The organism is Sphaerochaeta globosa str. Buddy (assembly GCF_000190435.1).
GTDB classification, from domain to species: Bacteria; Spirochaetota; Spirochaetia; order Sphaerochaetales; family Sphaerochaetaceae; genus Sphaerochaeta; species Sphaerochaeta globosa.
In genome coordinates, this window is record NC_015152.1 from 1,535,777 (window position 1) to 1,558,981 (window position 23,205).

25 protein-coding genes and 1 other RNA gene are annotated in these 23,205 nt (G+C 44.3%); 5 read left to right on the top strand and 21 right to left on the bottom strand.

What is annotated here, in order from left to right:
• Positions 1-128 precede the first annotated feature (128 nt).
• Positions 129-1,424, top strand: a complete 1,296-nt coding sequence (locus SPIBUDDY_RS07200; protein WP_013607087.1) for a tyrosine-type recombinase/integrase — start codon at positions 129-131, stop codon at positions 1,422-1,424.
• On the opposite strand, the gene SPIBUDDY_RS07205 is transcribed toward SPIBUDDY_RS07200, so the two are convergent.
• Positions 1,344-2,519 (bottom strand): SLC13 family permease, encoded by a 1,176-nt coding sequence (locus SPIBUDDY_RS07205; protein ID WP_013607088.1) that lies wholly within the window; start codon positions 2,517-2,519, stop codon positions 1,344-1,346. The genes SPIBUDDY_RS07200 and SPIBUDDY_RS07205 overlap by 81 nt on opposite strands.
• 97 nt (positions 2,520-2,616) lie before the next feature.
• On the opposite strand from SPIBUDDY_RS07205, the gene SPIBUDDY_RS07210 reads away from it, so the two are divergent.
• Positions 2,617-3,348: a metallophosphoesterase family protein gene (locus tag SPIBUDDY_RS07210; protein WP_013607089.1), complete on the top strand. Its 732-nt coding sequence runs from the start codon at positions 2,617-2,619 to the stop codon at positions 3,346-3,348.
• Positions 3,349-3,357: 9 nt separating this feature from the next.
• On the opposite strand, the gene SPIBUDDY_RS07215 is transcribed toward SPIBUDDY_RS07210, so the two are convergent.
• The 5 genes from SPIBUDDY_RS07215 to folD all read right to left on the bottom strand — a co-directional run bounded on the left by SPIBUDDY_RS07215 (position 3,358) and on the right by folD (position 7,859).
• Positions 3,358-4,326 carry a calcium/sodium antiporter gene (locus tag SPIBUDDY_RS07215; RefSeq protein ID WP_013607090.1) on the bottom strand — a complete coding sequence of 323 codons (969 nt, stop codon included), beginning with the start codon at positions 4,324-4,326 and terminating at the stop codon, positions 3,358-3,360.
• A 92-nt stretch (positions 4,327-4,418) separates the two neighbouring features.
• Positions 4,419-4,796, bottom strand: a transfer-messenger RNA (tmRNA) gene (ssrA, locus tag SPIBUDDY_RS16015).
• A 75-nt stretch (positions 4,797-4,871) separates the two neighbouring features.
• Positions 4,872-5,660: an NAD-dependent protein deacylase gene (locus SPIBUDDY_RS07220; protein ID WP_013607091.1), complete on the bottom strand. Its 789-nt coding sequence runs from the start codon at positions 5,658-5,660 to the stop codon at positions 4,872-4,874.
• 16 nt (positions 5,661-5,676) lie between these two features.
• The gene (gene miaB / locus SPIBUDDY_RS07225; RefSeq protein WP_013607092.1) at positions 5,677-6,978 is read right to left on the bottom strand and encodes a tRNA (N6-isopentenyl adenosine(37)-C2)-methylthiotransferase MiaB; all 1,302 of its coding nucleotides are present in this window, start codon (positions 6,976-6,978) and stop codon (positions 5,677-5,679) included.
• Entirely contained in the window at positions 6,975-7,859 is an 885-nt protein-coding gene (folD, locus tag SPIBUDDY_RS07230; protein ID WP_013607093.1) for a bifunctional methylenetetrahydrofolate dehydrogenase/methenyltetrahydrofolate cyclohydrolase FolD, read from the bottom strand. The genes miaB and folD overlap by 4 nt, the downstream gene beginning before the upstream one ends.
• A 206-nt stretch (positions 7,860-8,065) precedes the next feature.
• Between folD and SPIBUDDY_RS07235 the strand changes: the two genes are divergently transcribed.
• Both SPIBUDDY_RS07235 and SPIBUDDY_RS07240 read left to right on the top strand, forming a co-directional pair.
• The gene (locus SPIBUDDY_RS07235) at positions 8,066-8,656 is read left to right on the top strand and encodes a TP0733 family outer membrane beta-barrel protein (protein WP_013607094.1); all 591 of its coding nucleotides are present in this window, start codon (positions 8,066-8,068) and stop codon (positions 8,654-8,656) included.
• A gap of 11 nt (positions 8,657-8,667) precedes the next feature.
• A complete protein-coding gene (locus SPIBUDDY_RS07240; RefSeq protein ID WP_013607095.1) occupies positions 8,668-9,870 on the top strand; it encodes a hypothetical protein in 1,203 nt (400 codons plus the stop codon).
• Between the two features lie 74 nt (positions 9,871-9,944).
• Here the strand turns inward: SPIBUDDY_RS07240 and SPIBUDDY_RS07245 are convergent, their stop codons facing one another.
• The 6 genes from SPIBUDDY_RS07245 to SPIBUDDY_RS07270 all read right to left on the bottom strand — a co-directional run bounded on the left by SPIBUDDY_RS07245 (position 9,945) and on the right by SPIBUDDY_RS07270 (position 15,684).
• The gene (locus SPIBUDDY_RS07245) at positions 9,945-10,853 is read right to left on the bottom strand and encodes a ComEC/Rec2 family competence protein (RefSeq protein WP_013607096.1); all 909 of its coding nucleotides are present in this window, start codon (positions 10,851-10,853) and stop codon (positions 9,945-9,947) included.
• Positions 10,846-11,565, bottom strand: a complete 720-nt coding sequence (locus tag SPIBUDDY_RS07250; protein ID WP_013607097.1) for a glycerophosphodiester phosphodiesterase — start codon at positions 11,563-11,565, stop codon at positions 10,846-10,848. Before SPIBUDDY_RS07250 ends, SPIBUDDY_RS07245 begins: the two co-directional genes overlap by 8 nt.
• Before the next feature lie 11 nt (positions 11,566-11,576).
• A complete protein-coding gene (locus SPIBUDDY_RS07255) occupies positions 11,577-12,464 on the bottom strand; it encodes a carbohydrate ABC transporter permease (protein WP_013607098.1) in 888 nt (295 codons plus the stop codon).
• Entirely contained in the window at positions 12,454-13,359 is a 906-nt protein-coding gene (locus tag SPIBUDDY_RS07260) for a carbohydrate ABC transporter permease (RefSeq protein WP_013607099.1), read from the bottom strand. The genes SPIBUDDY_RS07255 and SPIBUDDY_RS07260 overlap by 11 nt, the downstream gene beginning before the upstream one ends.
• A gap of 81 nt (positions 13,360-13,440) precedes the next feature.
• On the bottom strand, positions 13,441-14,829 hold the full coding sequence (locus tag SPIBUDDY_RS07265) for an ABC transporter substrate-binding protein (protein WP_013607100.1): 1,389 nt from the start codon (positions 14,827-14,829) through the stop codon (positions 13,441-13,443).
• Between the two features lie 207 nt (positions 14,830-15,036).
• Positions 15,037-15,684, bottom strand: coding sequence for a DUF624 domain-containing protein (locus tag SPIBUDDY_RS07270; protein WP_172634189.1), 648 nt, complete (start codon positions 15,682-15,684; stop codon positions 15,037-15,039).
• A 58-nt stretch (positions 15,685-15,742) separates the two neighbouring features.
• Here SPIBUDDY_RS07270 and SPIBUDDY_RS07275 point away from each other — a divergent pair, with 58 nt between their 5' ends.
• On the top strand, positions 15,743-16,306 hold the full coding sequence (locus tag SPIBUDDY_RS07275; RefSeq protein WP_041380640.1) for a hypothetical protein: 564 nt from the start codon (positions 15,743-15,745) through the stop codon (positions 16,304-16,306).
• Here the strand turns inward: SPIBUDDY_RS07275 and SPIBUDDY_RS07280 are convergent.
• The 9 genes from SPIBUDDY_RS07280 to gap all read right to left on the bottom strand — a co-directional run bounded on the left by SPIBUDDY_RS07280 (position 16,303) and on the right by gap (position 23,130).
• The gene (locus SPIBUDDY_RS07280) at positions 16,303-16,923 is read right to left on the bottom strand and encodes a phosphoribosyltransferase (RefSeq protein WP_013607103.1); all 621 of its coding nucleotides are present in this window, start codon (positions 16,921-16,923) and stop codon (positions 16,303-16,305) included. The genes SPIBUDDY_RS07275 and SPIBUDDY_RS07280 overlap by 4 nt on opposite strands.
• 16 nt (positions 16,924-16,939) lie before the next feature.
• Positions 16,940-17,695, bottom strand: coding sequence for a type I methionyl aminopeptidase (map, locus tag SPIBUDDY_RS07285; protein WP_013607104.1), 756 nt, complete (start codon positions 17,693-17,695; stop codon positions 16,940-16,942).
• Positions 17,676-18,134, bottom strand: a complete 459-nt coding sequence (gene nusB, locus SPIBUDDY_RS07290; RefSeq protein ID WP_013607105.1) for a transcription antitermination factor NusB — start codon at positions 18,132-18,134, stop codon at positions 17,676-17,678. Before nusB ends, map begins: the two co-directional genes overlap by 20 nt.
• A gap of 1 nt (position 18,135) precedes the next feature.
• Complete coding sequence (locus tag SPIBUDDY_RS07295; protein ID WP_013607106.1) at positions 18,136-19,182, bottom strand: peptidylprolyl isomerase; 1,047 nt, start codon at positions 19,180-19,182, stop codon at positions 18,136-18,138.
• Positions 19,183-19,241: 59 nt separating this feature from the next.
• Positions 19,242-19,655, bottom strand: coding sequence for a flavodoxin family protein (locus SPIBUDDY_RS07300; RefSeq protein WP_013607107.1), 414 nt, complete (start codon positions 19,653-19,655; stop codon positions 19,242-19,244).
• A gap of 73 nt (positions 19,656-19,728) precedes the next feature.
• Complete coding sequence (gene secG, locus SPIBUDDY_RS07305) at positions 19,729-20,073, bottom strand: preprotein translocase subunit SecG (RefSeq protein ID WP_013607108.1); 345 nt, start codon at positions 20,071-20,073, stop codon at positions 19,729-19,731.
• A 17-nt stretch (positions 20,074-20,090) separates the two neighbouring features.
• Positions 20,091-20,843 (bottom strand): triose-phosphate isomerase, encoded by a 753-nt coding sequence (gene tpiA, locus SPIBUDDY_RS07310; RefSeq protein ID WP_013607109.1) that lies wholly within the window; start codon positions 20,841-20,843, stop codon positions 20,091-20,093.
• 1 nt (position 20,844) lies between these two features.
• On the bottom strand, positions 20,845-22,023 hold the full coding sequence (locus tag SPIBUDDY_RS07315) for a phosphoglycerate kinase (RefSeq protein ID WP_013607110.1): 1,179 nt from the start codon (positions 22,021-22,023) through the stop codon (positions 20,845-20,847).
• Positions 22,024-22,125: 102 nt separating this feature from the next.
• Positions 22,126-23,130, bottom strand: a complete 1,005-nt coding sequence (gap, locus tag SPIBUDDY_RS07320) for a type I glyceraldehyde-3-phosphate dehydrogenase (RefSeq protein WP_013607111.1) — start codon at positions 23,128-23,130, stop codon at positions 22,126-22,128.
• Between the last annotated feature and the right edge of the window lie 75 nt (positions 23,131-23,205).

Consider the following 23,205-nt stretch of genomic DNA (forward strand, 5'->3'; position numbering starts at 1 on the left):
TAGACAAAATAGCTATAGCAATATAATCTATAGAAAGGAAATAAAAACTTTCTATTATTTTTTAGTTATTGAACATATTTCTCAGATTGAACAATATAGTGAACAAATACAATGAACGGAGGTTGACCATGGCAAGCCCGGCACCGTACACACTCTGCAGGATTCACAGGGGTGAAAGGATTTTTTATTATGCTCTTTTCCGTAATCCAGCGACCGGTAAACGTACCAATAAGAAAAGTGTTGAGATGCTGCGTAAGGACCTTGGGATTATTGAAAATACACCGATAAAGCGTAGAGATGAAGCTATCCGTATCTGCCAGAAAGCTTTAGAACAAGGACTGGTTTTTGAGAAACATCAGGAACGCACCCTCGTTTCCTATATCCGTGATTTCTATACCTGGGAGATAAGTGAGTATGTGAAGCGCAGAAACACTCTATCTCCAGGTAGCATTTCAATTGACTATATCGGGACGAGAAAAAGTCTGCTTGAAAACCACGTTTTGCCAAGACTTGACAAGAATCTGTTACTATCAAAAGTAACGGTTGGCTTACTTGAAGCATTACAACTACAATTGGTTGAGCAAGGTAGAATCCATCATGCAACTATCAATATATGTATGACGGCAGTTTTGACTGCCTTGCGAGAGGCTCAACGAAAAGGAGATATTCCTTCCTCCACGTCTCTTTCGATTGCCGGGTTATCATGCATGCATACGCCAAGAGGCATTTTGAGTGAGATGGAGCTGTCTGCCTTTATGCAGTATGCAAAAGAATCGAGTGAGAAGCGGATATATTTGGCCTGTTTGGTTGCGTTGTTGACGGGCATGCGTTCTGGTGAGCTACGAGCACTCAGGTATGATGCTGTAGGAAATGAGATGATCACCATCGACCAAGCGTATGCTGATAAAGCAGGGATAAAGGTACCAAAAGGGAAAAAGACCCGTTATGTACCCTGCCCTGCCTTCCTCTGTCAAGCTCTGAGAGAACTGGCACTTGAGAATCCATTCACCAACGAACCTCTCTTGGTGTTTTGGAGTAAAAAAAATGGGTCAGTAGTTTCAAGCCATTACTTTGCTGAACGGTTTGGCCAAGAGCTCATCCGTTCTACAGTATTCACAGAAACTGTATTGAAACAGAGAAACATAACGTTTCACTCATTGCGTCATATGGCTAATACGCTGCTCAGGGGATCTGTCGATGAACATGTACTGCGTATGACCATCGGGCACAGTAGCCAACAACTGAGTGATCTGTATACACATCTCAGCCAAAGGGGCATGAAGAGCGTCGCCTTGGCCCAGCAAAACAATATATTACCCTTATTGGAGCAGTCGTTTGCTTTGTCACCAGAAACGATGAATGAGCAGGAACAGGATCACAAAGAGGATATTGACGAGGGTGAAGAGGCCAAGATAGGCAAGTGACCTTTTTGGATCGTAATGGGCGAATATTTTAAAGGAGATGACTGAGGCCATGGAGGCTATAAGCGTTCCACAACCTCCGGCATTCACCCCTTTGAGCAATTCGGTTGCGTTATCGGTAAACTGTGCAAGCAACAAGGTTGCAGGAACATTGCTGATGAGCTGACTCGCTAGTAAGGAAACTATGAACTCCCGTGTTTCAAGCAGCTTGGTTAAGGAATTGGTAACCTGCTTGAGTTGTCCGATATTCCCTACAAAAATAAAAAAACCGATGAAGGTCAAGAGCAAGGAATAATCAACTTCCTTGAGCAGCACTTTCTCACTTCCGATGATAACCAGCAAGACTACAATCGGCCAGGGAACGAGGTCAAAAACTGCTAAAAGAGAGAGAAGAAACAGAAAGCTATACCGAATGAGGTTCCCCGTATGGATTGGAGGAACCTCCTGAACCTGAAGACTAAACGATTCTGATCGTTTTGGGATAAAGAGAAGAAGCAATGCAATTAAAAAACCGCCAGAAAACACATAGGGAAGCATTGTTGAGAAAAAGGAGCTGAGGCTTACGTGGTAATACGAATACATGAAGAGATTTTGTGGATTACCCACCGGTGTGAGCGAGCTGCCTACGTTGGCTGCCAACGTTTGAAGGACAATGGTAAAGAGAATAGGTTTTGTCTCTTTGCATACAGTGAAAACTACGATGGTCAACGGGACAAAAGTGATAAGAGCCACATCGTTTGTTACCAGCATGGAAGAAAAGAAGGTTATCCCGACTAAAATCAAGCTTACTTGCCGTGGAGTATGTGAGTAATGAAGAAGGATCGAGGAAAGTTTGGTAAATACAAACATTTTTCGGAAGCCAGCCACAACAAGCATCAGAGCAAACAGGCAACCAAGTGTTTTCCAGTCGATGTACTCGCTATATCCAATGTTTGGGGGAACAAGAAAGAGAGAAAAGAATGCAAGAACCAGGGCAATACTCAGAACCGGTTCTTTCTGTATAAAGACGCGAAAAGAGCGAGCTTTCATCCCTACCACCCTCACCGTACGTACGATACTGTTCTTTCCTTCTTTTTGCAATCCGTAATAAATTTCCATGAATTATGAAATTGGAAATAGCAATAGGTGCATAGGTTTTCTTGGGTCATACAGTATGATACAATATACAATATATACCATAAGAGGAGGCGACAAATTGAAGTGTGCAGTACTTAGTGATATCCACGGAAACATTCGAGCCTTCGAAGCGGTACTAGCTGATGCAAAAGCTTCTGGTGCCGATAGCGTAATCTTTCTTGGTGACCTTGTATTTATGGGTCTTGATCCACAACTCTGTTTCGATTTGCTCATGGAACAGAAGCCATTGGTAACCATCAAGGGTAATACCGATGGGAACCTAGAGATGATCAAACTGAAGACAGCAAATGCCTTGTATGATGAACCTATGGTAAAATTGGTAAAATATGCTGATATACGTATGAATACACAAGCAAAAAAGAAGCTTGCAGACTTTCTTCCCACAAAACATATCGATATAGAAGGTCTCTCCCTGCTCTGTTGTCATGGGACACCGTACAGCGACACGGAAGGCCTGTGCCAAAATCAACCTTTCTCCCCTTCTCTAGCAAAGCAATTAGCAGCTGAGAACGTTGATATTGTATTGAGTGCTCATACCCATGTTCCAGCTGATTTCCAGAGGGATGGAATTCGTTACATCAATCCTGGAGCTGTTGGGTATTCTTTGGATGGGGATGTACGTGCAAGCTATGCACTGTTGAGCATTTCCGAGGGTGTGGCTACGTGTAAAATCCGCAGAGTTGAGTATGACATCAAACACTATCTCAAGGAAGTTGAACACGCTTCAGAGGGTTTTAAACTTCTTGATAGACTGGTGTATGCTTTAACATACGGCAGACCAAAAACCTGATATTCTTTCCTAGACAGCAGTTCGCATGAGCAGTATTGTATAGCCAATATACATACTCAGTAATACTGCACCTTCAAATCTGTTGACCCTGCCCTGCCTATTCTTTCTGAAACCATAGCCGATAATAAAGAGGGAGACAGTGAGAATTAGCATTGTGGACATATCACGTCTAAGGACCAAACTTTCGATTTCAAACGGATAAATGGCACCTGCTACGCCCACAACCGCTGTGGAGTTAAAAAGGTTAGATCCAATGACATTGCCCATTGCGATGTCATGTTCACCTTTCTTTGCTGCAATAATGGAGGAAGCCAATTCAGGCAACGAGGTTCCTACTGCCACGATGGTTAGGCCGATGACCAAGTCACTTACTCCAAAAAATTGTGCGATTTCAATAGCACCCCAAACAAGAAGACGTGAACTAAGAATTAAGAAAAGCAAGCCGAATATCAAATAGAGCACTGCCCTTCTCATACTGATAGGTTCGGGAACTGCTTCATCGATAGTATCGGCAAGCGTATCAGGCTCATTCTTCAATCCATTGAAAATGGACCATACCATTAACAGCGCAATACATAGAAGTAAAATACCTGCATCAAAAAGGCTAATATTTAAATCATACAAGAGAAAAAAGGAAAGAAGGGTTACCAAGGTAAGTATAGGCAACTCTTTTTTAAGAATTTTAGAACTCACCTGAACCGGGCTGAGCAATGCAGTCAAACCCAAAATGAGAGCAATATTTGCTATGTTGGAACCATACGCATTGCCGATGGCAATTCCTGCATTTCCTCGGATTGCAGAGAGTACAGAAACTACAAGCTCGGGGGCACTCGTACCAAATCCAACAATCACCATCCCTATGAGCAAGGACGGCATACCAAAATGCCTCGCAGTAGCTGCAGCTCCATCAACAAAGCGGTCCGAACTGATAACCAAAACAACGAGGCCGAGTACTACGGCAAGAATAGGTAATATCATACATTTCCTTTACTAATCAAACGCATTACGTATCTGTAAGCTAGTCCAAAAGAAACCGGACCACTCATACATTGAGTAATCCGGTCTCGGTGTTTTGGAGGTGGGGGGATTCGAACCCCCGTCCTAACGTGCCACCCAGTGACGTCTACAAGCTTAGCCGGTGATCAAATTTTCCAGAAGACGTTGGGTTCACTGACAAAACGTCCATCCTCTGTATCCTACTTTGGTGTTCCCTTCATCCATAGGCACTAGGAAGGGTAAGCCCCTACTTTTACAGGTATCCGATACTTAAGAGCGGCAGTATTCGGACCTGTACGTCATCGTGCTATTAGGCAGCGAAGGCGTATTCTGCGTTGAAGGAGACTTCGTCTTCTTTTTTGGCAGTTAATTGTTTTTGCTAGTTTTAGGAGTTGGCGCTCCGCTTGCAGCCCCTGGCCTGATCTGCCGCCAGTCGAAACCGAAACACCCCCTTTGGATTACTCCATCGAGGTATGTAAACTATACTCATAATTGTAAAAGTAATCAATATATCAAACTTTTCTCTATCAACGAGGCTTGAGTGTTTCAATCCAAGGGAGGAGAGCCTGACCCCATTGCTGTAAATCATTGAATTTGATAGTAGCCGATCCATCAAAACTTGTTTTCTGTGCATTTACGATAACCAGGGGAGCTCCGCGATGTACCGTATAAGCAGGAAATGAAGCAGCCGGTTGAACTACCAATGAGGAACCTAACACAATACACAACTGGGCATGATTGAACATCTCATAGGCTCTTGAGAGAATGAAGGAGTCCAGATTCTCCCCATAAAAAACAATATCTGGCTTAATTACACCACCGCAATCTTTGCACAGCGGTACTTGCCCGGCCAACACCAAAGGAGCAACATGTTGATACGAATAGTATGCATTGCAGTTGGTACAGTGATGATGCTCTGCACTCCCATGTACCTCGTAACACTTTTTGCTTCCTGCTTTTTTATGAAGCATATCAATGTTCTGGGTAAAAAGACCTTCCAGGTACCCCTTCTGCTCCAGTAAAGCCAATGCAGTATGTACTGCATTGGGTTGATAGAGATCCAGCTTATACCAAAACTCCTTGGCCCATTCGTAGAAAATTTCAGGATTATGTTTAAAAAATGAGATACTGAGAATTTCTTCTACCTGATAGGATTTCCATGTATTGGCATAGACACCCGACGAACTTCGGAAATCGGGAATTCCTGAAAGCGTGGAAATGCCGGCCCCGGTGAGTACAACCGTAGACCGAGAATTTTTGATGAGAGCTTTGAGTATTTCAAATTTCTTTGCAAATACAGCTTCCTTTTCTACCACGCTTTTTCTCCCTTCATCAGCATTGCTGCAATGCCGTATAGGTATTCCCGTTGAGCGATGTGAGTTGAACGGTAATGATTTCCCCGAGTTTTGCAGTTGAGGGGAATGCTACCATCTCGTTGTGTTCAGTTTTTCCAAGCATGCTTTTTGAGTCATGCTTGGAAACCTGGGTAACCAACACCTCAACAACAGATTGCACTCTTTTTTGTTTTTGCTGTGCAAATATGGCATGTTGGAATTCGATGAGTGATTGCAATCTTCTGCCCTTTTCCTCCTCATCGATCTGCTCGTTCATCTCAACAGCTTTCGTACCCTCCCGTGGATTGTAGTAGTACATGAAGGCTTCAAGACACTGCATGTGGGCAAGGACGGAGCGGGTCTCCTGGTACTCTTCTTCGGTTTCAGAGGGAAATCCTACCATGACGTCGGTTGAGAAGGTTATGTCTGGAATGGCACGACGCAAATCATCGATGAGCGTAAGAAACTGAGAGCGTGAATACTTACGATTCATCAGCGAGAGAATCCGTGATGAGCCGCTTTGCAGGGGGATGTGCAGATGCCTTGCAATCTGTTTCTCTTCCTGGATAACCTGAATGAGCTCCTGCGAGAAATCCTTGGGATGCGGACTATCAAAGCGTATCCACTTAATATGGTTCTTTTGGCTGCAGAGTTTTTTCAGCAACTTCGGAAAGTTTATTACCCGACCGTCAGCCTCAACAAAGTGATAGCTATTGACGTTTTGTCCGAGCAACGTAACTTCCTTGACTCCTTTGGAGTCCAAAAAGGCTAATTCTGCAAGAATATCGTCAACCGGGCGAGATACTTCGCGACCGCGAACATAGGGAACAATGCAGTAGGCACAGAAGTTATTACATCCGTTCATAATGGGAATATATGAACTGAACTCACCCTCTTGGTAATAGGAGTTGCCAAAGGTATAGGATTGGGAGTGTTCATCCATTTTACCATCAACCGAGGTAAGGATGTTTACTATTCTCTGTTTGTCATTGGTTCCGATGACATAATCAACTTGGGGTGCCTCATCCTTCAGGTCTTCCTGGAGGCGTTCGGCCATACACCCGGTGACGATCAGCGTCAGCGGATGCTTGCTCTTGATATAGGTAAAGTATCCCAATCTACCCCAAATACGGTTATCGGCGCTCTTGCGAACGGTACAGGTATTGAGAATGGCACAATCTGCATCCTCGGCACGGGATGCCGGTACAAGCCCAGCTCCTTTCAATTGAAGCTCCAGTGCATTACTTTCTGCTACATTCATCTGGCAACCATAGGTTTCCAGCCAATAGGTATGAATCATTGCGTTTCCTTCTGTGCAAGTTGCAAGGCCGCTTGCATAGTATTTTTCATGAGCATGGCTATAGTCATTACTCCGACCCCACCGGGAACCGGGGTAATGGCCTTACAATGAGGGGAGACGTGTTCGTAATCCACATCGCCAACCAGTCGATAGCCACGTTTTCGACTGGCGTCTTCAACACGATTGATGCCGACATCGATGACGATGCAGCCTTCTTTGACCATGGATTCGGTCACAAATAATGGTTTGCCAATGGCAGCAATCAGAATATCTGCCTGGACTGTAATACTTGTCAGGTTTTCTGTCTTGGAATGGCAAACGGTTACTGTAGCATCCCTACCCTTTTGCATCAGCAGACTTGCCATAGGTTTCCCTACAATATTGCTTCTGCCGAGAACAACGACATGCTTACCTTCAACAGGAATCCCATAATAATCGAGGATTTGGAGCACTCCTAGTGGAGTGCAACTGACAAAGCCATGCTTTCCAATCAGAAGGTTGCCGACATTCTGAGGATGAAAACCATCGACATCTTTTTCGACCTTGATGTTCTGAATTACCGTATCAGCATCCAGATGGGCAGGCAGAGGCATCTGTACGAGAATGCCATGTACGGTTTTATCCTCATTCAGCTCATGAATCAGATCAAGGAGTTCTTTCTGACTGGTAGTTTGGGCAAGATGATAATCCCTATGTCCGAACCCCAAGGACAGGCAGGCTTGCTTCTTTCCTTGCACGTAACTTTGGCTTGCTGGGTCATTTCCTACCAGAACAACAGCCAATGTGGGAGGAAAACCATACTTCTCCACAAATGCATTGCAATCAGATTGCAGTGTTTCATATACTTTTTCTGCTACTTCTTTTCCTGTTAGTATCTGCATCGCTTCCTCCTCACATTCATTGTGTACAGTACCCTAAAACGTTTGTTTTTGGCAACAAACCGTGCATCTGGATTTGCCTTTCGGTACGACACTTACTATACTTACAAACAGGTATGCATACTGCTTGGTATCCAGTATAGTCAAAGCAACGCTTATTGTAACGGAACATTCATTGGAATTGTTCTCTACGTACATTGAGGTATTGAATGAAAAAATTCCTGCTACTTGGTTTAATGATGGGTATACTTGTCAGTTCGGCTTTTGCCGTTCCGTATTATGATAAGGGAAACCAGATGTTTTCGTTTACGATAGGAACATCCTTCCCTACGTTCACGTATTTTTTTGATAGCAATGAAATCCGTTCAGGTCTTGGAGAAGGGAATACCGGTGGAAAAGTTGGTGGTTATGGTGCGATAAGCTACCAGGTTTTCAACTCCCAAAATTCAGCAATAGGCGGTGAGATCGGATACGATTTCAACTTCTCCGCATCCAATATGCTGTTCACTGCAGTCCCCTTCTACGCCAAATACAGCCTCTTTCCTGTGCAAGGACAAGTAGACCTTCCAATTTCCTTCGGACTCGGTGGAGCTTACATTAAATACAACGATGCCTCGCTGATGACTCTGTTTGGCAATGTGCAGGTCGGCCTTACCTGGTACCCTGGTGATAATTGGGGTTTTGGACTTACTACAGGCCTTTGGTTGATTCCGGAATTCAACTACAAGGAAGAACTACGAGCGGACAACGCTCTAGCCGGTTTCATACCGCTTACCCTTTCCATTACGTATAGACAATAGGAGCAGCAACTATGAGGACCAATCACAAATACATCAAGATATTTTCCGTTCTTGCTATCATTGCGGCAATTACCGGCTGTAATGCTGATGCTTCTGCCGGCCTATTCAGACAGATTAGTGAGTCAACTACTCCTGTGGGTATACGGTATAGGCAGATTCTAGGGATATCGAGCCCAGATATTTATTTCACCACAACAGAGGGAATTTACAAGACTGATACCAATACCTCGACTCAGATCAAGGCTAATACCGATGTCAGCCTCAATCGTGCAGCATACCTGGATAGTACCAATAGTAGAGTTTTGTTTTTAATCAACAATTCCGATCCAGATATTAGCAACTCAATAGTCAAGAGTGTTTCGATTGTCGGTTCTTATACTGAATCTCCCAATCTTGCTCCTACATATGCTGCGCTTGATTCAGTCACTATTCATAATCTGTATACAAATGGTCTCTTTTTGCTCCAAGGAACAGATCCTGCAAATTCGAATGCCAAGACATTCGTTTTAGCCACCTATGACGATACTGTACCTGCTTCACCAGTATTTACTAAAAAAATCAGTTTCAATGAGATTGATAATCTACTTTCCGGCTACAGTCTTGAATCAGTATTGCAGGCTACCGGAAAAGAAACGGTTGCTATCGGTACTCAGCCGGTCATTGTATCGTTTGTGAATGAAGCGGGGAATTATAAGCATTTCATTACTGATGGAGCAACTTCCTATACGATCACCTTGAATACTCGGTTGGCAAACTTTGCAATCATCAATAGCAAGCTATACATCCTCACCATCGATGGAAAATTGTATCATGCTGGAGCTACTCCTGTAGGGGCTGCTATTGACCTCAGTTCAGCTACACCTTTGCTGGACATAGCCAAGGTTTACGACGTCAATGCATTCATGTTTGGAGTGTATGACAGTGGAACGAGCACGAACTATATCATCACTAAATCCAACAGCAAGAATGATCCTTTGTATGTAATCTCGTTTACAAATGGAGCTACGACTGCTACAGGAAAATCGATTCGCTATGGCTATGGTGAATACCTCGACTCTGCAGAAATTGTCAGCACCTATGAAAAAGCACCCAATGATCTTTTGGTAGCAACTGCTGAAAATGGCATGTTCGATATTACCATTATTCCAGCATCTACGAATGACGATTCAACCAGCAACGGAACTTCTTCAGTATCTGAAGACTACACGTTATAAACAAATTTGTAGGTAAGAGAACACCCCAAGGATTTTTCCCCGGGGTGTTTTCTTTTTAGCCTTTTCTTGTAGTCTTAGTTCATCCAACTGTCTTTTGTATCAAAGACTTGGTAGTTCTTCTTGTCGTCCATCACTACCTTGATAAGTCCATCGTTGAGTGTCAGATGGTACTCAGCCCCATATCGCTTGTAATTGCTGTAGACGGTCATGCTGTCTAGTTGATCGTGCATGGCAACAACTATCTTGGCATTAATGGTTCTGATCCATCTGAGGCTGTTTGAGGTATCACCCCCATGATGATTGGCTTTCGCCACATCTGACTGCAGCTTCTCTCCAAACTTGGTTATCAGAGCACGTTCTTGAGCCATATACAGGTCACCGGAGAACCAAGCAGTAGATTCACCATACGTCAACTTCAACGCCAGAGATTGGTTGTTGATGAACTGGGTTGCATTATCAGGATAGTTTTGTGGATACGTTATCTCCAACGGAGGATTATAAACATCCACCTTGATATACTCTCCAAACGGGAAGGAATCACCTTCACTAAGAATGGTAACAGGAAGGTTATACTGCTTCATGGCAGATAAAGCTGCCTTATTGGTATTGGTATCGTACTCGACGTTTGAACGATACACCTGTTTGACAGGATACCTGGCAGCCACCTGTGGAAAGCCCCCGATATGGTCAATATGCGGATGTGTAGCGACAAATATATCGATGGCTTGTACATCAAGAGCCTCCAAGGCAGCAAGAACAAGGTGAGCAGTCTCGGGATGGCCGCTGTCGATCAACATGACCTTCCCTTCAGGACTAATCAGAATCGTAGCATCACCACTCTTATCGACGGCTTGGGCACTCACCTCTAAATCGAGAAAGTACAGGGCTAATTTGCCTGGTTCTCTTGATAATTGTGTTGAAGCAAATAACGATATCGAAACAACGATACTTAGAAGTATTGAAAGAAAACGTCTCTTATGCATGAGTTTCACCCAAAAGTTTCATTACAGGGGCACAGTGATTGGTAAACACTCCGTCTACCTTCCAACTGGTCATCTTGGAGAGAAGTCCCAAGTCGTCAATCGTCCAAACATTCACGCCAACACCTTGGGCCTTGCATTCATCGACATGCGCTTTGGTGAGGAAGGCCCCATCAGGATGATAATACTCAACAGAGAAATTCTTAGCATAGCTGCCTGCATTAGCCAGTCCCCTGCCGCCAACCAAGAAAGCACACTGAATTTCCGGACACAGCTGTTTCATCCTGATGACTGAACCATGGTTGAAAGAACTTATCAGTGTCTGCTCTACCAAACCATACAGTTTGAGCATCGCTAGGAGCTTATCCTCAATACCAGGGTAATACATCAAATTGGTCTTAATCTCGATATTGGTAAAAATGCCATACTGTTTTGCCCATTGGCAGTATTCATCGAGGCAGGGTATGCCTTGAAAATTCTCGTTGGTACCGGCATTGATAGCCTGCAATTCAGAAAGCATATAGGAACATACCAATCCTTTGGCATTGGTGGTTCGGTCGAGCATTTCATCATGAATGATAACCAGTTCCCCATCCTTGGAAAGATGTACATCAAGTTCCATGGACTTGCATCCGGCTTCTCGGGCCTTCTCAAATGCCAACATAGTATTCTCGGGATACAAACCACTGTATCCCCGATGCGCGAAGACTCTCATGTACACCTTCCTTATTTCATTGCGGTCTTTTCATAACCGGTAAGCATATATTTCTGGAAAATGAAGAACAGGACTATTACGGGCAAAACAGCCAATACAGCGCCAGCCATAATTTCATGGTTGTTCATAGTGTCGAGCCCTGCGAATGTATTACGCAAATGAACCAAACCAACCGTCAATACCCTTCTCGTTTCATTCTTGGCAATGATTTTTGGCCAGAAGTAGGAATTCCAACCGTTGGTGAAGGTAACCAAGGTGATGGTGATCAGCGTTGACTTACACATAGGAACCAAGACTTTGGTAATAATTCCGAGCCGTCCCATACCATCCAGTTTTGCTGCTTCAATATAGGAATCGTCGACAGTAAGAAAAGCCTGACGCATCATAAAAATGTAATACGGACTGACCATCTCAGGAAGGATAAGGCCAAGGAATGTATCGGTAAGCTTCCAGTTTGCAAACATGATGTACAGAGGAATAAAGGTGACTTGCAGAGGAATCATCAAAGCACCAAGAACAATAAGAAATAAGAATTTCTGTCCCTTGAATCGACCTTTGGAAAATCCATATGCAGCAAGGACGCCCGTAACTACTTGGCTTACCAGAATACCGGCAGTCATCACAATAGTGTTGTAGTAATACTTACTGAAGTTTGCACGATGGAGTACATTGCTGTAGTTCTCAAAATGCCACTCTTTCGGCCAAAAGGTAGGAAGGGCACGCAAGACTTCTTCTTGTGATTTCACGCTGGTAATTAACATCCAGTAAAGTGGAAAGAGCATGAAAAGAGTAACACCGATAGCGAAAACATATTGCAGAACGGTTGCGAATTTGCGTTTTGCAATCGCTCTCTGGTTGAGCAGTGTCGCTTGCTCAGGAGAAAGAGGTTCATACGTCATAGCTCACCCTCTTGCTGGAAACTTTCATCGTAGCTGCTGTAATAGCAAGCAGGACAATAAAGAAGAATACGGCAACCGTAGAAGCTCTATCCATTCTAAAGTCTTCCATGGCGTATTTATAAATCATGAATACTATCACTTCGGTGGACCGATAGGGACCGCCTCCGGTTAACACATCGACCGATTGGAAGACTTTCATTGCAGAGATGAATGTAGTTACAAACAGAAACAACGTAGTCGGTGAGAGCAAAGGCAAGGTGATGCGTGTGAACTGTACGAATTTACTGGCTCCATCGATGGATGCCGCTTCGTAGTAGTTCTTGCTGATTCCCCGCATGGATGCGATATAAATCATCATGCCGTAGCCGACGGTTCGCCACCCTGTAAGCATGAGGATAGAGCCTAAGGCCCTATTCTTGTCACCCAGCCAGTTGACTCGATTCTGTCCGAACAGTTCAAGCACATAGTTTAAAATACCGTTTTGGGTATTGAGTATCCAAATGAATACGACAGCTGCACTGGACATAGCCACATATTTTGGAAGGAAGACCAAAGCACGCATGATCGAGAACGAAGTACTAATACGATTGAGTATGATAGCAAAGAGCATGCCACCGACGATGGTGATGGTAAGCTCCCCGAGAGTATATAAAGCTGTTACTTTCAATGAGTTGATCAAGTACTTGGTACCAGATCCTTGGAACAGCCAGATCCAGTTTTTCATCCCAACATACGAAAAATTATCGTTGATGAGATTCCAGTTGGTGAAACTGATGCGTACCACCTGTACCACTGGATAGTAGACAAATATGCCCAGGAATACCAAAGCTGGCAAGATTGTTGTAAAATCTTTACCTTCCTGTATTCGTCTATGCAAGGATTTTTGCTGTTTCATTATGATTATGTATCCTTATCCAATATGAAAGAGATAATGCCGCCCAGCATAGTGCTGGACGGCAAGACAGTATACAAAAGACTATTCAGAGTCCTCAAGAACTTCGTTGATCTCTTCAGCCATCATTTCAAGCTGTGCATCAACCTCAACACCTTCGATCATGATTTGGTCGAGATACGATCTCCAAATGGTTGCCAACTGGTTCCAACCAGCATGCTGGATACGGGGATTGATCTCGTCAAGATTATCAAAGATTGCCTTGAAAGCGGGCTTCCTATTCAGGAATTCCTGACCTTCGCTGGTAGTAATGACAGAGTTTCTGGTCGGAATATACCCGGTTCCATCAGCCCACTTCATGTTTACGTCTTTTCCGATCAGATACTGCAGGAAAGCCCATGCAGCATTCTTGGTCTTCTGGTCGTTCTTTGCAGGAATGAGAAGAACGCTACCGCCGATCTCACTCTTCTTGGTATCGCCAGCAGGCAGCCATGCCATTCCTACTTCAAAATCTTTTACCAAATTGACATAGGTGTTGTACAGCGAACTGGTGTGAATAACAGAGAATGCCTTCTGGTCGATGAAGTTCTGTCTCATGTTGGAAGATGCACTGGTACCGGAGGCCCAGTAGGTGTAGCCTTTCTTGACCCAGTCTTGGAACTTCTTGGTGAGAGCAGTGGCAGCAGGACCGGCAAGGTCTGTGCTGATACGATCGTCATTGACAATCTTCACACCGCTATTCAGGAAGAAGGTTTCAAAATACCACTGGTCCCAACCTGGGACAATGGTGGCCCAACGAGTGGTGGTGCCGTCAGCAGCTTTCTTGGTTGCCTTAGCAAGGAAAGCTTCCATGTCATCAATTCTGGTAGGAATGACAATGCCTTCTTTCTCCGCCATGGTCTTGTTGTAATACATAACCTGGGTGGAAATAAGGAACGGTACCGTAACCTGCTTGCCTTCATAGCTTGTGGCCGCAATCATACCTGCACCGAAATCATCGATATCATAACCGGTTGCCTTGATGTACGGTGACAGGTTCTCAGTCAACCCACCCTTGCCATATTCTGCTACATACGGAGTATTAGCAGCACTGAGGGCTGGGAGTCCGGTGCCTGCTGCATGGGCTGCAACCAACGTCTCATTAAGCGTGGTGTAGTTTCCAATGTACTTGGCTTCGACTTTGATCAAAGGGTTGGAGTTGTTGAAACCTCCAACGATTTCATCAACCAACGGCCAATACTGCTGCTCAAGTGCATGCCACCATTCAATGGTAATCGGTTCGGTAACTTCATACGAAACTGCCGGTGCAGCAGGTGTTGCTACAACAGCCGGGGCTTTTTCAGCAGCAGTCGCGACAACCGCCTGAGCAGGTGCTGCAGTAGCTGCAGCTACAGGTTCTGTTTTCTTTCCACAGGAAATAAAAAGTGCAAATACTGCGGATAGAATAAGAACAACAGATAGAATTTTTTTCATCCTTTCCTCCAAATTATTTTTCCCTTATGTACAAAACTTCTCCATATATAAGGGCATATCAATGCTACAGCCGTAAAAGTATGCCGTCAAGTTAATATTTTGAATTATTGTATAATAAATTGCTAAAAATCAATGAATATATTTATATAAATTAAGCAATATTAAACATAGTAATTGGAAAAGAATTATGTATGTTTTTGCAAAGTATCATATTGTTTTGTAAACATCGATTCGTTTATAGAGTGCTCTCAGAAACATAGCTGAGAGGATACAAGCAGGTCCTGCTGAAAAGAGAATTGATATAGGCAGAGCATAGATGCTTAAAAACCAGAGGCAAGTTATTACAATGAGCGTTACCGTTGTGGAAAGATGTCTAATGGAAAGATAAAATGCTTGTGAGACAAACCCCTTTATCGTGGAAGCCTTTATACTCATAAGCGCAAAGAGATGTAATCCTGGAAACAGCACCAGTAAGAACAGTGCTACCGCAACAAAAAAGAGAATGGGTATAGTATTAAGAAAAAACCAGGCATCAAAAATCAGAAACGATGTTGCGAGAAGCAATTGAAGGGTAACTGCAATTCCTTGTCTTAGGGACTTTGCAAAAACTGAAAAAAATGATTTGAATAGATATGATTCACACCCATCCAATACAGCAAAACTGTACCTATACAGAGCTATTGTCGCAGGCCCCAGAGTAATGATAGGCAGACTGCATATAAACCACAGCAAACCTGCCAGTGAGAGGGAATAGAATTTTTGCAGGAAAGACCAAACAGCGTTATCGGGGTCGAAGAGTGTCTGGATATTCAAGTGTATTCCTCGCTTTTCATAGATACTGATAGGTAGTATCATACGTGGATTGGAAAAGTGAGGCAACATAGGAATGAAGAGATGTAAGAAACCAAGCAGCATGAAGATTTTGGTAATTCTTGTGGGCTTGCTAGCAACAATCTATGTAGCTGACTTGCTTGTCCAACGCACCAAATCCATTGTGTTGCAGATATTTGTCGCAAATGACGACCAAAACACCTTTGAAGCTAAGAAAATTGAAGCTGAGCTCGCAGATGTATTCTCCATCGGTAACCATGAACGGATTATTGTAGATGACTCACTGTATGTAGTATTCGATAGCAGCGATCCGTATGTTGAGTCCAGTCTCGCTAAAATTTATGCCTATATGGCGGCTAAGGAACTCGATGTACTCATCGCTCCTCTGGCGGTGGTTCAGCACTACACCCAAGGATTGCCGATGCTCGATTACCCCACCCTGCTCAAAGATGAACCTGAGCTCTTACAACACCTGCAACCTTACCTGATTCGCACAACCTCAGCAGACGGACAGAAAAATGAATACCTTCTTGATCTGACTCAAAGCAGGTATTCCTCATCTGATGCCATGTATATGGCAATCCCCTCAAGTGCACCGCATCTACACGCAATTACGAACCTATTGAAGTACGTGTTTCCCCTCTAGTTGTCGCCTCGGACCTCATGCAGGATATCCCTAACTTCAGAATCACTGAACTGGTCATCAATTTCTTGGGAACTTAAGCCAAGGAACTCATGGCAGTTGTAGTGTATCCAGCGTTCATCATCGGGACTGTTGAGCACGTGCTTGCGACAGAAGTAATCGGGTTGAATTGGAAGCGGTTCCTCTTTCTTATACAAAGGCACCTTGTAATCAAAAACCACAATCTTCAAGTCCTCACGGGGAATACCCTTCTGCATGATTATCTGCGCAAGTGCATTTACTGTTTTGCCGGTATCGAAAATATCATCAACTAGCAAAATCTTATCACCTGTTCTCAGATGTTCAGGAGAATACGTCCAACCATCGACCATGACATTCGTCTGGCTTCTCAGATACCCATAGGAACGTGCAACCACAGCAGCATAGAAGACTGGCCTTCCCTGTTCTCTGATACGTACCATTTTATAATACTCACTGAACACATTGGCCATGTAAGCACCACCGCGCAAGGAAGCATAGATGATATCTGGTACGAAGTGATCTTGCTTGTACATCTGATGGGCAAGTTTTAATGCACTGTCACGAATAGTATCGCAACTGATAAATTCTTTGATCACCATAACTTCTCCTTTGCGGTCAGACTACCGTTAAAATTTCCAGACCATTCTTTGTACACGCTACAGTATCCTCAAAATGTGCTGATGGCAACCCATCAAGGGTAACGACCGTCCAATCATTGGCTAGAACCTTGACCTTATGGGTGCCAAGGTTAATCATCGGTTCTATTGCTAAAACCATTCCTTCACGAATTCGGGGATTGGGCATATATGATGAGGCATAATTGGGAATCTCAGGCTCCTCGTGTACCGCAAGGCCTACTCCATGACCGCAATAATCCCGTACTACTCCATACCCAAACTTTGTAGCATACTTATATACAGCAGATCCGATATCCTGGATTCTTGCATTTTTAGCCGAAGCAGCTTCAATGCCCAGAACCAGCGACTGTGCCGTTACCTCACAAAGTTTGCGATATTCATCCTTGGTCTTGCCAATGATGAAGGTGCGTGCCATATCTGAGAAATGACCATCCAGGTTGATGCCCAAGTCGACATCCACCAAATCGCCCTCCTTGATTATGGTTTTCTTGGAAGGAATACCATGAATCACTTCCTCATTGATGGAAATACATGCAGTAGCCGGAAACCCTTCATAATGAAGGAAAGCGGGTACGCCTTTGTGTCCGACAATGAATTCATAGCAATATTGGTCTATATCCCAGGTTGACATACCCGGTTCAATAAACGTAGATAGTTGCTCCATCAACTTTGCTGTAATATGGCATGATTCGCGAATCCTTTTGATCTGTTCTTCAGTCTTCAAACGTATCATGCCTATTCTGCTCCTTAACCGGGAAAAGTTGTTTCTGCATCGTATCAAGAATTCCATTGATGAACTTGTAGTTTACCTCAGTTGAAAAATCCTGACTGAGCTTAACCGCCTCATCGATGATGATGTGGGGATGGATATTACCAAAACGCAGGCAAAAGACGCTCATCCGTAAAATATTGCGATCGACGATGTCGATACGCTCAATCGGTCTATTAAGCGAGTATTTGCTGATCAACTCATCAATCTCAAAAAGGTTCTCCAACGTTCCCCGAACAAGGTACATTCCGTAGATTTTTACTTCTTCTTCCAGCTGGTCATGCTCTTCTTCAGTGTTCCCGCTGAAAATAGCGGGAATGTGAAGCACATCCAATTCTTTGTTAAAATCCATGGCGTACAATGTTTGTAAGGCCAATTCTCGTGCTTTATGTCTTGTCTTCATGTTACTTCTTATAGAGGATATTTACCGTTGCACTCTTGCGCAACTCATCAACAAGGCTATTGATAGCTTTGTAATAAGTCTCCTGCTGTTTGGCAGAAGAAAGCTCATTCTTGATATAATCGCGAATCGTGCTGGTAGTATTGGGACTGATTGCTTCATCCAAACCAAGAATCTTGGTTTCGTTGTATGCAAGGATTTTCAGGATATGATATCCAGTCAAGGACGTCACCACTGAACTGGTAGTCCCCACTTCAGTGGTGAATGCTACATCGAAAAAGGCATCGCCGAGTCCACTCAGAGCATCAGCATTATCCATGGTAAGCCAACCGATATCGCCTGCCTTGCTCTTACTCTGAGGATCCTGTGAATAGTCAACAACAGCCTTCTCAAAGGTCAGGGTACCTGCTTTGATTTTTGCAGCCACATCTTCCAAGGTTGCCTTGTTCTTGGCATTCGCCGTTTGATCATCAGTCAAAGGAATGTAGATATGACTGAGCTTTACCGTTTCTGGACTGACAAACTGGGTTTTGTTTTTTCTATAGAAGCTGCTGATTTCCGCTTCAGTGATGGAAACAGGCGTATTCAACGTGTCAGCCTTCTTCAGCCTGATATAGGAGTCAACCATCAATTGCTCACCTACCATTTTCCGATATGCCTCAACGGAACCAAAGTTATTTGTAATAACTTCAGCAAATTGTTCATCGCTAATCACCTGGTTGTAGGAAGCTTCCAAGTTTGCTTTTTGTGAAGCATACGCACTATCAATCATGCTATCAGTAATCTTGACCCCATCACGGGCGGCTCCCTGACGAAAGAGTTCATTGTTGATAAGAAGATTAAGTACCTGTAAAGGATCTATAGTCGCAGGGTCTTGTCCCGCTGCTTTGGCACTTGCTTGATATTCGGCAACTTCGGCATCGAGCTCAGCCATGCTGATAGGTGTAGTCTTGGTAAGCCTTACAGTTGCAGCAGGTGCTCCGATGGTGGCAGCAGCAAGTTGAAAACCAACAAGCAGCATGAGTGTGATAACAATTGCTCTACGTTTCATATACGATACTCCTAGGATCTTCATGCTCACAAGGTACTCTTTTGCAGGAAGAGAATCAATCAAATCTGCAGATGTTTGCCTACAGCCTTGGCAAATTCCACCTTCGGAATCAATTCACTCTTTTTGAGGAACATTCCTTCTTTCTCCATGACTTTCATCAAGGAAAGTAATGTTTTCATGGATCGAACCCCGCCTTTGGTGATAAAAGCCATGCAACGTTTTCCGGAAATCGAACCAGCAGTCTTTAAGAAACTTGATACTGATGAAGGGATTTTTCCTCCGAAAAAGGTTGGGCTTTCTGTTCCGATTACCAAATAGTCATAGAACGAAACGATTTTTCCAGTCTCAAGAGTCATATCCAGGACATCAACAACGTGTCCTTGAGCTGAAATACCCTCAGACAGCGCTTTAGCGATCATTTTCATTTTCTCATTGCCTTTTGATGCCGGCGCGTATAATACACAAACTCGCATGATACCTCCCTTGAAACAGCTACCGACCGCAATTACGCGGCCGGTAGTCGATAGTTAGAATACAGCTACCGTCCTAGTTTGTACTGGGTACAACTTCGGCGGGGGCAGCTTCACTGGCATTCCACCAGTCTGTTGTCTGCTGTACCTGTTCAGTGGTTACAGAATCGAGCAGTTTGTCTTGAGACGGTGTCTTGTTGACAAAGGCTACTACGAGAGCTAGTACCAAAAAGAGTACGGCAAGTGTTCCCGTGGCTTTCGTTACAACACTGCTTGCGTGTGAACCAAAGGCAGTATTGCTTCCACCACCAAAAATGCCACCCAAGCCTTCACTCTGCTCATCCTGTACTGCGACAAGAAAGATCAAAAGCAGGCTGACGATTACGAATAATACCAACAGAATAATGCTCAAAACACCCATTTCTCTACTCCGGTTACTTACCTATCGAAGTTCACAATCGGAAGGAACTGCTCCACTGAAAGAGAAGCTCCGCCGACCAATGCACCATCGATATGCTCCTTGGACATCAAGGCTTTCGCATTCGAAGCCTTCACTGAACCACCATACTGTATAATGAGCTCTTCTGCAACACCCTTTGTATAGAGTTTTTCAATAAGAGAGCGGATAAAAGCATGAGCTGAATCAGCATCTTCGGGAGTTGCTGTTTTCCCGGTTCCAATAGCCCACACCGGTTCGTATGCCAAGGTAATGTGCTTCATCTGAAGCTCGGTAACACCTTTCAAACCTTCAGTGATCTGCCTGGTCAATAATTCCTCAAGCTTGCCGCCTTCCCGTTCAGAAAGGGTTTCGCCAATGCACAAATCAACATCCATGCCTTGAGAGAGAGCAAGTAATACCTTCTTGTTGATAAACTGGTCGGTCTCACCATACAAGGCTCTTCTTTCACTGTGTCCAAGAATGACGTTGGTAACCCCGAGGTCCTTGAGCATCAGAGCACTCACCTCACCAGTAAACGCGCCATTGAGATTGTCGCTCATATTCTGGGCTGCAACAATAATGGACGAGCCTTTTACAGCCTCTACGACAGCGGGAATGGTAACGAAGGGGGGAGCAATCATTACCTTGGTTGAAGAGCCCTGCAAAGCCTTGACCAACTCCTTGGCGAAGGCAGCACCTTCGCTAGGGGTCATATTCATTTTCCAGTTGCCTGCAATATAGGGTTTTCTCATGTTATTTCTCCAATGCCTTAATACCAGGAAGCACTTGGCCTTCGAGGAACTCGAGGGAAGCACCACCACCGGTACTGACGTGACTGATTTTGTCAGCTAGATTGAACTTGTTGATGGCTGCTACAGAGTCTCCGCCACCGACAACCGTTGTTGCATTACTTTGAGCCAAAGCTTTGGCTACCGTAAGGGTTCCGTTCGCAAAGGAGTTGAACTCAAAAACACCCATCGGGCCATTCCAAACTACACTCTTTGCTTGTGAGACAGCAGCTACAATAAGCGCTACGGTCTTAGGTCCAATGTCCATTCCGATCAAATTTTGTGGAATGTCTGCAGAATCGATGGTAACTACAGCAGTATCTTCCTTGAATTCCTCACCACAGAGGTGGTCTACAGGAAGAATAACCTGTACGCCCTTTTCCTTGGCCTTTGCAAGAAAGGATGCTGCAGTCTCTTTGTAATCTTCTTCTACAAGGCTTTTGCCGATACTGTGACCCTGTACAGCAAGGAAGGTATAGGCCATGCCGCCACCAATAACGATGGTATTGCAGGTACGAACCAAACTTTCCAAAACACTAATCTTGCTGGAAACCTTCGAACCACCGATGATTGCAACAAATGGCTTGTCAGGATTCTCCAGCAGCGGTGCCATGAACTTAACTTCCTTCTCAATCAGGAATCCTGCAAAGGAAGGAAGAAAGTGTGCAACACCTTCTGTGGAAGCATGAGCACGATGGGCAGTGCCGAACGCATCATTGACATACACATCACCAAAACTAGCCAGATTCTTTGAAAATTCGGGATCGTTGGTTTCCTCTTCAGCGTAGAAGCGAACGTTTTCAAGCAACAATACGTCACCCTTTTTCAGGCCGGCAACCTGAAGTGCCACTTCAGGACCAATTACATCCTTGGCAAGGATTACTTGCTTACCCAACAGCTCAGAAAAACGCTTCGCGATAGGCGCCATGGAAAATTCAGGGTTCTTCTTCCCCTTTGGCCGGCCGAAATGGCTCATGACCACAACGGTTGCACCATGCTCCAGCAAATAACTGATAGTAGGAAGAGCTGCCTGAATGCGGGTATCGTCAGTTACAACGCCATCCTTCAAGGGTACGTTGAAATCCACACGAACCAAGGCTTTCTTATTTGAGAAATCATAGTCCCGAATAGTATTAAGAATCATAGGTTTCCTCTTTTGATTGGTAGGGCGAAAATTGTATCTACAGCCCTAATGAGCAAATCAGGCCTGCTATACAACAGGCCTGACCCAAATGTGGAATAAACGTTATTTCACCAACTTCTTGGCGAGGTCGACAACACGGGTAGAATACCCCATCTCATTGTCATACCAGCTGATAACCTTGAACATCCTCTCGCCCATTTTCATGGTAAGAGAAGCATCAAAGATTGAGGAGTGGTTGTTGCCAACGATATCGTGGGAAACAATCTGATCCTCGGTATACTCGAGCACATAGCTCATAGCACCTTCAGAAGCCTTCTTGACTGCTGCGTTCACTTCCTCAACGGTTGCATCTTTCTCAAGAAGGACAACCAAGTCAACAACGGAACCTGCAGGAGTGGGTACGCGCATGGCCATGCCATTGAGCTTGCCCTTGAGCTCAGGAATTACTTCACTGACAGCCTTTGCAGCACCGGTGGTGGTGGGGATGATGGAGACAGCGCCGGCTCTTGCTCTTCTGAGGTCCTTGTGGGGCTGGTCGAGCATAACCTGGTCGTTGGTATAAGCATGGACGGTGGTCATCAAGCCGCGTTCAATTCCAAAATTGTCCTGCAGAACTTTGGCAAGAGGAGCCAAGCAGTTGGTGGTGCAGGAAGCGTTGGAGTAAGCAAGCAGGCTGTGGTCAATCTTGTCGTCGTTTACACCGCAAACGATGGTCTGGTCAATCTTGTCTTTTGCAGGAACGGTAAGGATTACCTTCTTTGCTCCAGCCTTGATGTGATCCTTATAACCACCCTTCGGGCTCTCTGCCTGGGTAAATACGCCGGTTGATTCGATGGCTACATCGACTCCGAGTTCTTTCCAGGGAAGTTCTGCGGGATTGCGCATTGCATAGACAGGAATGGATTTTCCATCAACTACGATGGCGTTTTCTGTAGCAACAACGCTCTTGGAATATACTCCATAGGTGGAATCGTATTTCAGAAGATGGGCAAGAGTCTTAGGATCGGTAAGGTCATTGATACCGACGATCTGAATGTTCTTATCTTCAAATGCTACCTTGAAAACATTGCGTCCGATTCTTCCGAAACCATTAATTGCAATTTTCATTGTTTGTTTTCCTCCGGGAATTCTTGTTGTGTATCGATATTAATATACTGTTTTCCCTCTCTAAGGGTCAACGTA

Excerpts from the sequence above, each read along its gene's own strand:
- SPIBUDDY_RS07200 (WP_013607087.1), top strand. The coding sequence starts at position 129 with ATGGCAAGCCCGGCACCGTACACACTCTGCAGGATTCACAGGGGTGAA.
- SPIBUDDY_RS07205 (WP_013607088.1), bottom strand. The coding sequence starts at position 2,519 with ATGGAAATTTATTACGGATTGCAAAAAGAAGGAAAGAACAGTATCGTA.
- SPIBUDDY_RS07215 (WP_013607090.1), bottom strand. The coding sequence starts at position 4,326 with ATGATATTACCTATTCTTGCCGTAGTACTCGGCCTCGTTGTTTTGGTT.
- miaB (WP_013607092.1), bottom strand. The coding sequence starts at position 6,978 with ATGATTCATACCTATTGGCTGGAAACCTATGGTTGCCAGATGAATGTA.
- folD (WP_013607093.1), bottom strand. The coding sequence starts at position 7,859 with ATGCAGATACTAACAGGAAAAGAAGTAGCAGAAAAAGTATATGAAACA.
- SPIBUDDY_RS07235 (WP_013607094.1), top strand. The coding sequence starts at position 8,066 with ATGAAAAAATTCCTGCTACTTGGTTTAATGATGGGTATACTTGTCAGT.
- SPIBUDDY_RS07240 (WP_013607095.1), top strand. The coding sequence starts at position 8,668 with ATGAGGACCAATCACAAATACATCAAGATATTTTCCGTTCTTGCTATC.
- SPIBUDDY_RS07245 (WP_013607096.1), bottom strand. The coding sequence starts at position 10,853 with ATGCATAAGAGACGTTTTCTTTCAATACTTCTAAGTATCGTTGTTTCG.
- SPIBUDDY_RS07250 (WP_013607097.1), bottom strand. The coding sequence starts at position 11,565 with ATGAGAGTCTTCGCGCATCGGGGATACAGTGGTTTGTATCCCGAGAAT.
- SPIBUDDY_RS07255 (WP_013607098.1), bottom strand. The coding sequence starts at position 12,464 with ATGACGTATGAACCTCTTTCTCCTGAGCAAGCGACACTGCTCAACCAG.
- SPIBUDDY_RS07260 (WP_013607099.1), bottom strand. The coding sequence starts at position 13,359 with ATGAAACAGCAAAAATCCTTGCATAGACGAATACAGGAAGGTAAAGAT.
- SPIBUDDY_RS07265 (WP_013607100.1), bottom strand. The coding sequence starts at position 14,829 with ATGAAAAAAATTCTATCTGTTGTTCTTATTCTATCCGCAGTATTTGCA.
- SPIBUDDY_RS07270 (WP_172634189.1), bottom strand. The coding sequence starts at position 15,684 with ATGATACTACCTATCAGTATCTATGAAAAGCGAGGAATACACTTGAAT.
- SPIBUDDY_RS07275 (WP_041380640.1), top strand. The coding sequence starts at position 15,743 with ATGAAGATTTTGGTAATTCTTGTGGGCTTGCTAGCAACAATCTATGTA.
- SPIBUDDY_RS07280 (WP_013607103.1), bottom strand. The coding sequence starts at position 16,923 with ATGGTGATCAAAGAATTTATCAGTTGCGATACTATTCGTGACAGTGCA.
- map (WP_013607104.1), bottom strand. The coding sequence starts at position 17,695 with ATGATACGTTTGAAGACTGAAGAACAGATCAAAAGGATTCGCGAATCA.
- nusB (WP_013607105.1), bottom strand. The coding sequence starts at position 18,134 with ATGAAGACAAGACATAAAGCACGAGAATTGGCCTTACAAACATTGTAC.
- SPIBUDDY_RS07295 (WP_013607106.1), bottom strand. The coding sequence starts at position 19,182 with ATGAAACGTAGAGCAATTGTTATCACACTCATGCTGCTTGTTGGTTTT.
- SPIBUDDY_RS07300 (WP_013607107.1), bottom strand. The coding sequence starts at position 19,655 with ATGCGAGTTTGTGTATTATACGCGCCGGCATCAAAAGGCAATGAGAAA.
- secG (WP_013607108.1), bottom strand. The coding sequence starts at position 20,073 with ATGGGTGTTTTGAGCATTATTCTGTTGGTATTATTCGTAATCGTCAGC.
- tpiA (WP_013607109.1), bottom strand. The coding sequence starts at position 20,843 with ATGAGAAAACCCTATATTGCAGGCAACTGGAAAATGAATATGACCCCT.
- SPIBUDDY_RS07315 (WP_013607110.1), bottom strand. The coding sequence starts at position 22,023 with ATGATTCTTAATACTATTCGGGACTATGATTTCTCAAATAAGAAAGCC.
- gap (WP_013607111.1), bottom strand. The coding sequence starts at position 23,130 with ATGAAAATTGCAATTAATGGTTTCGGAAGAATCGGACGCAATGTTTTC.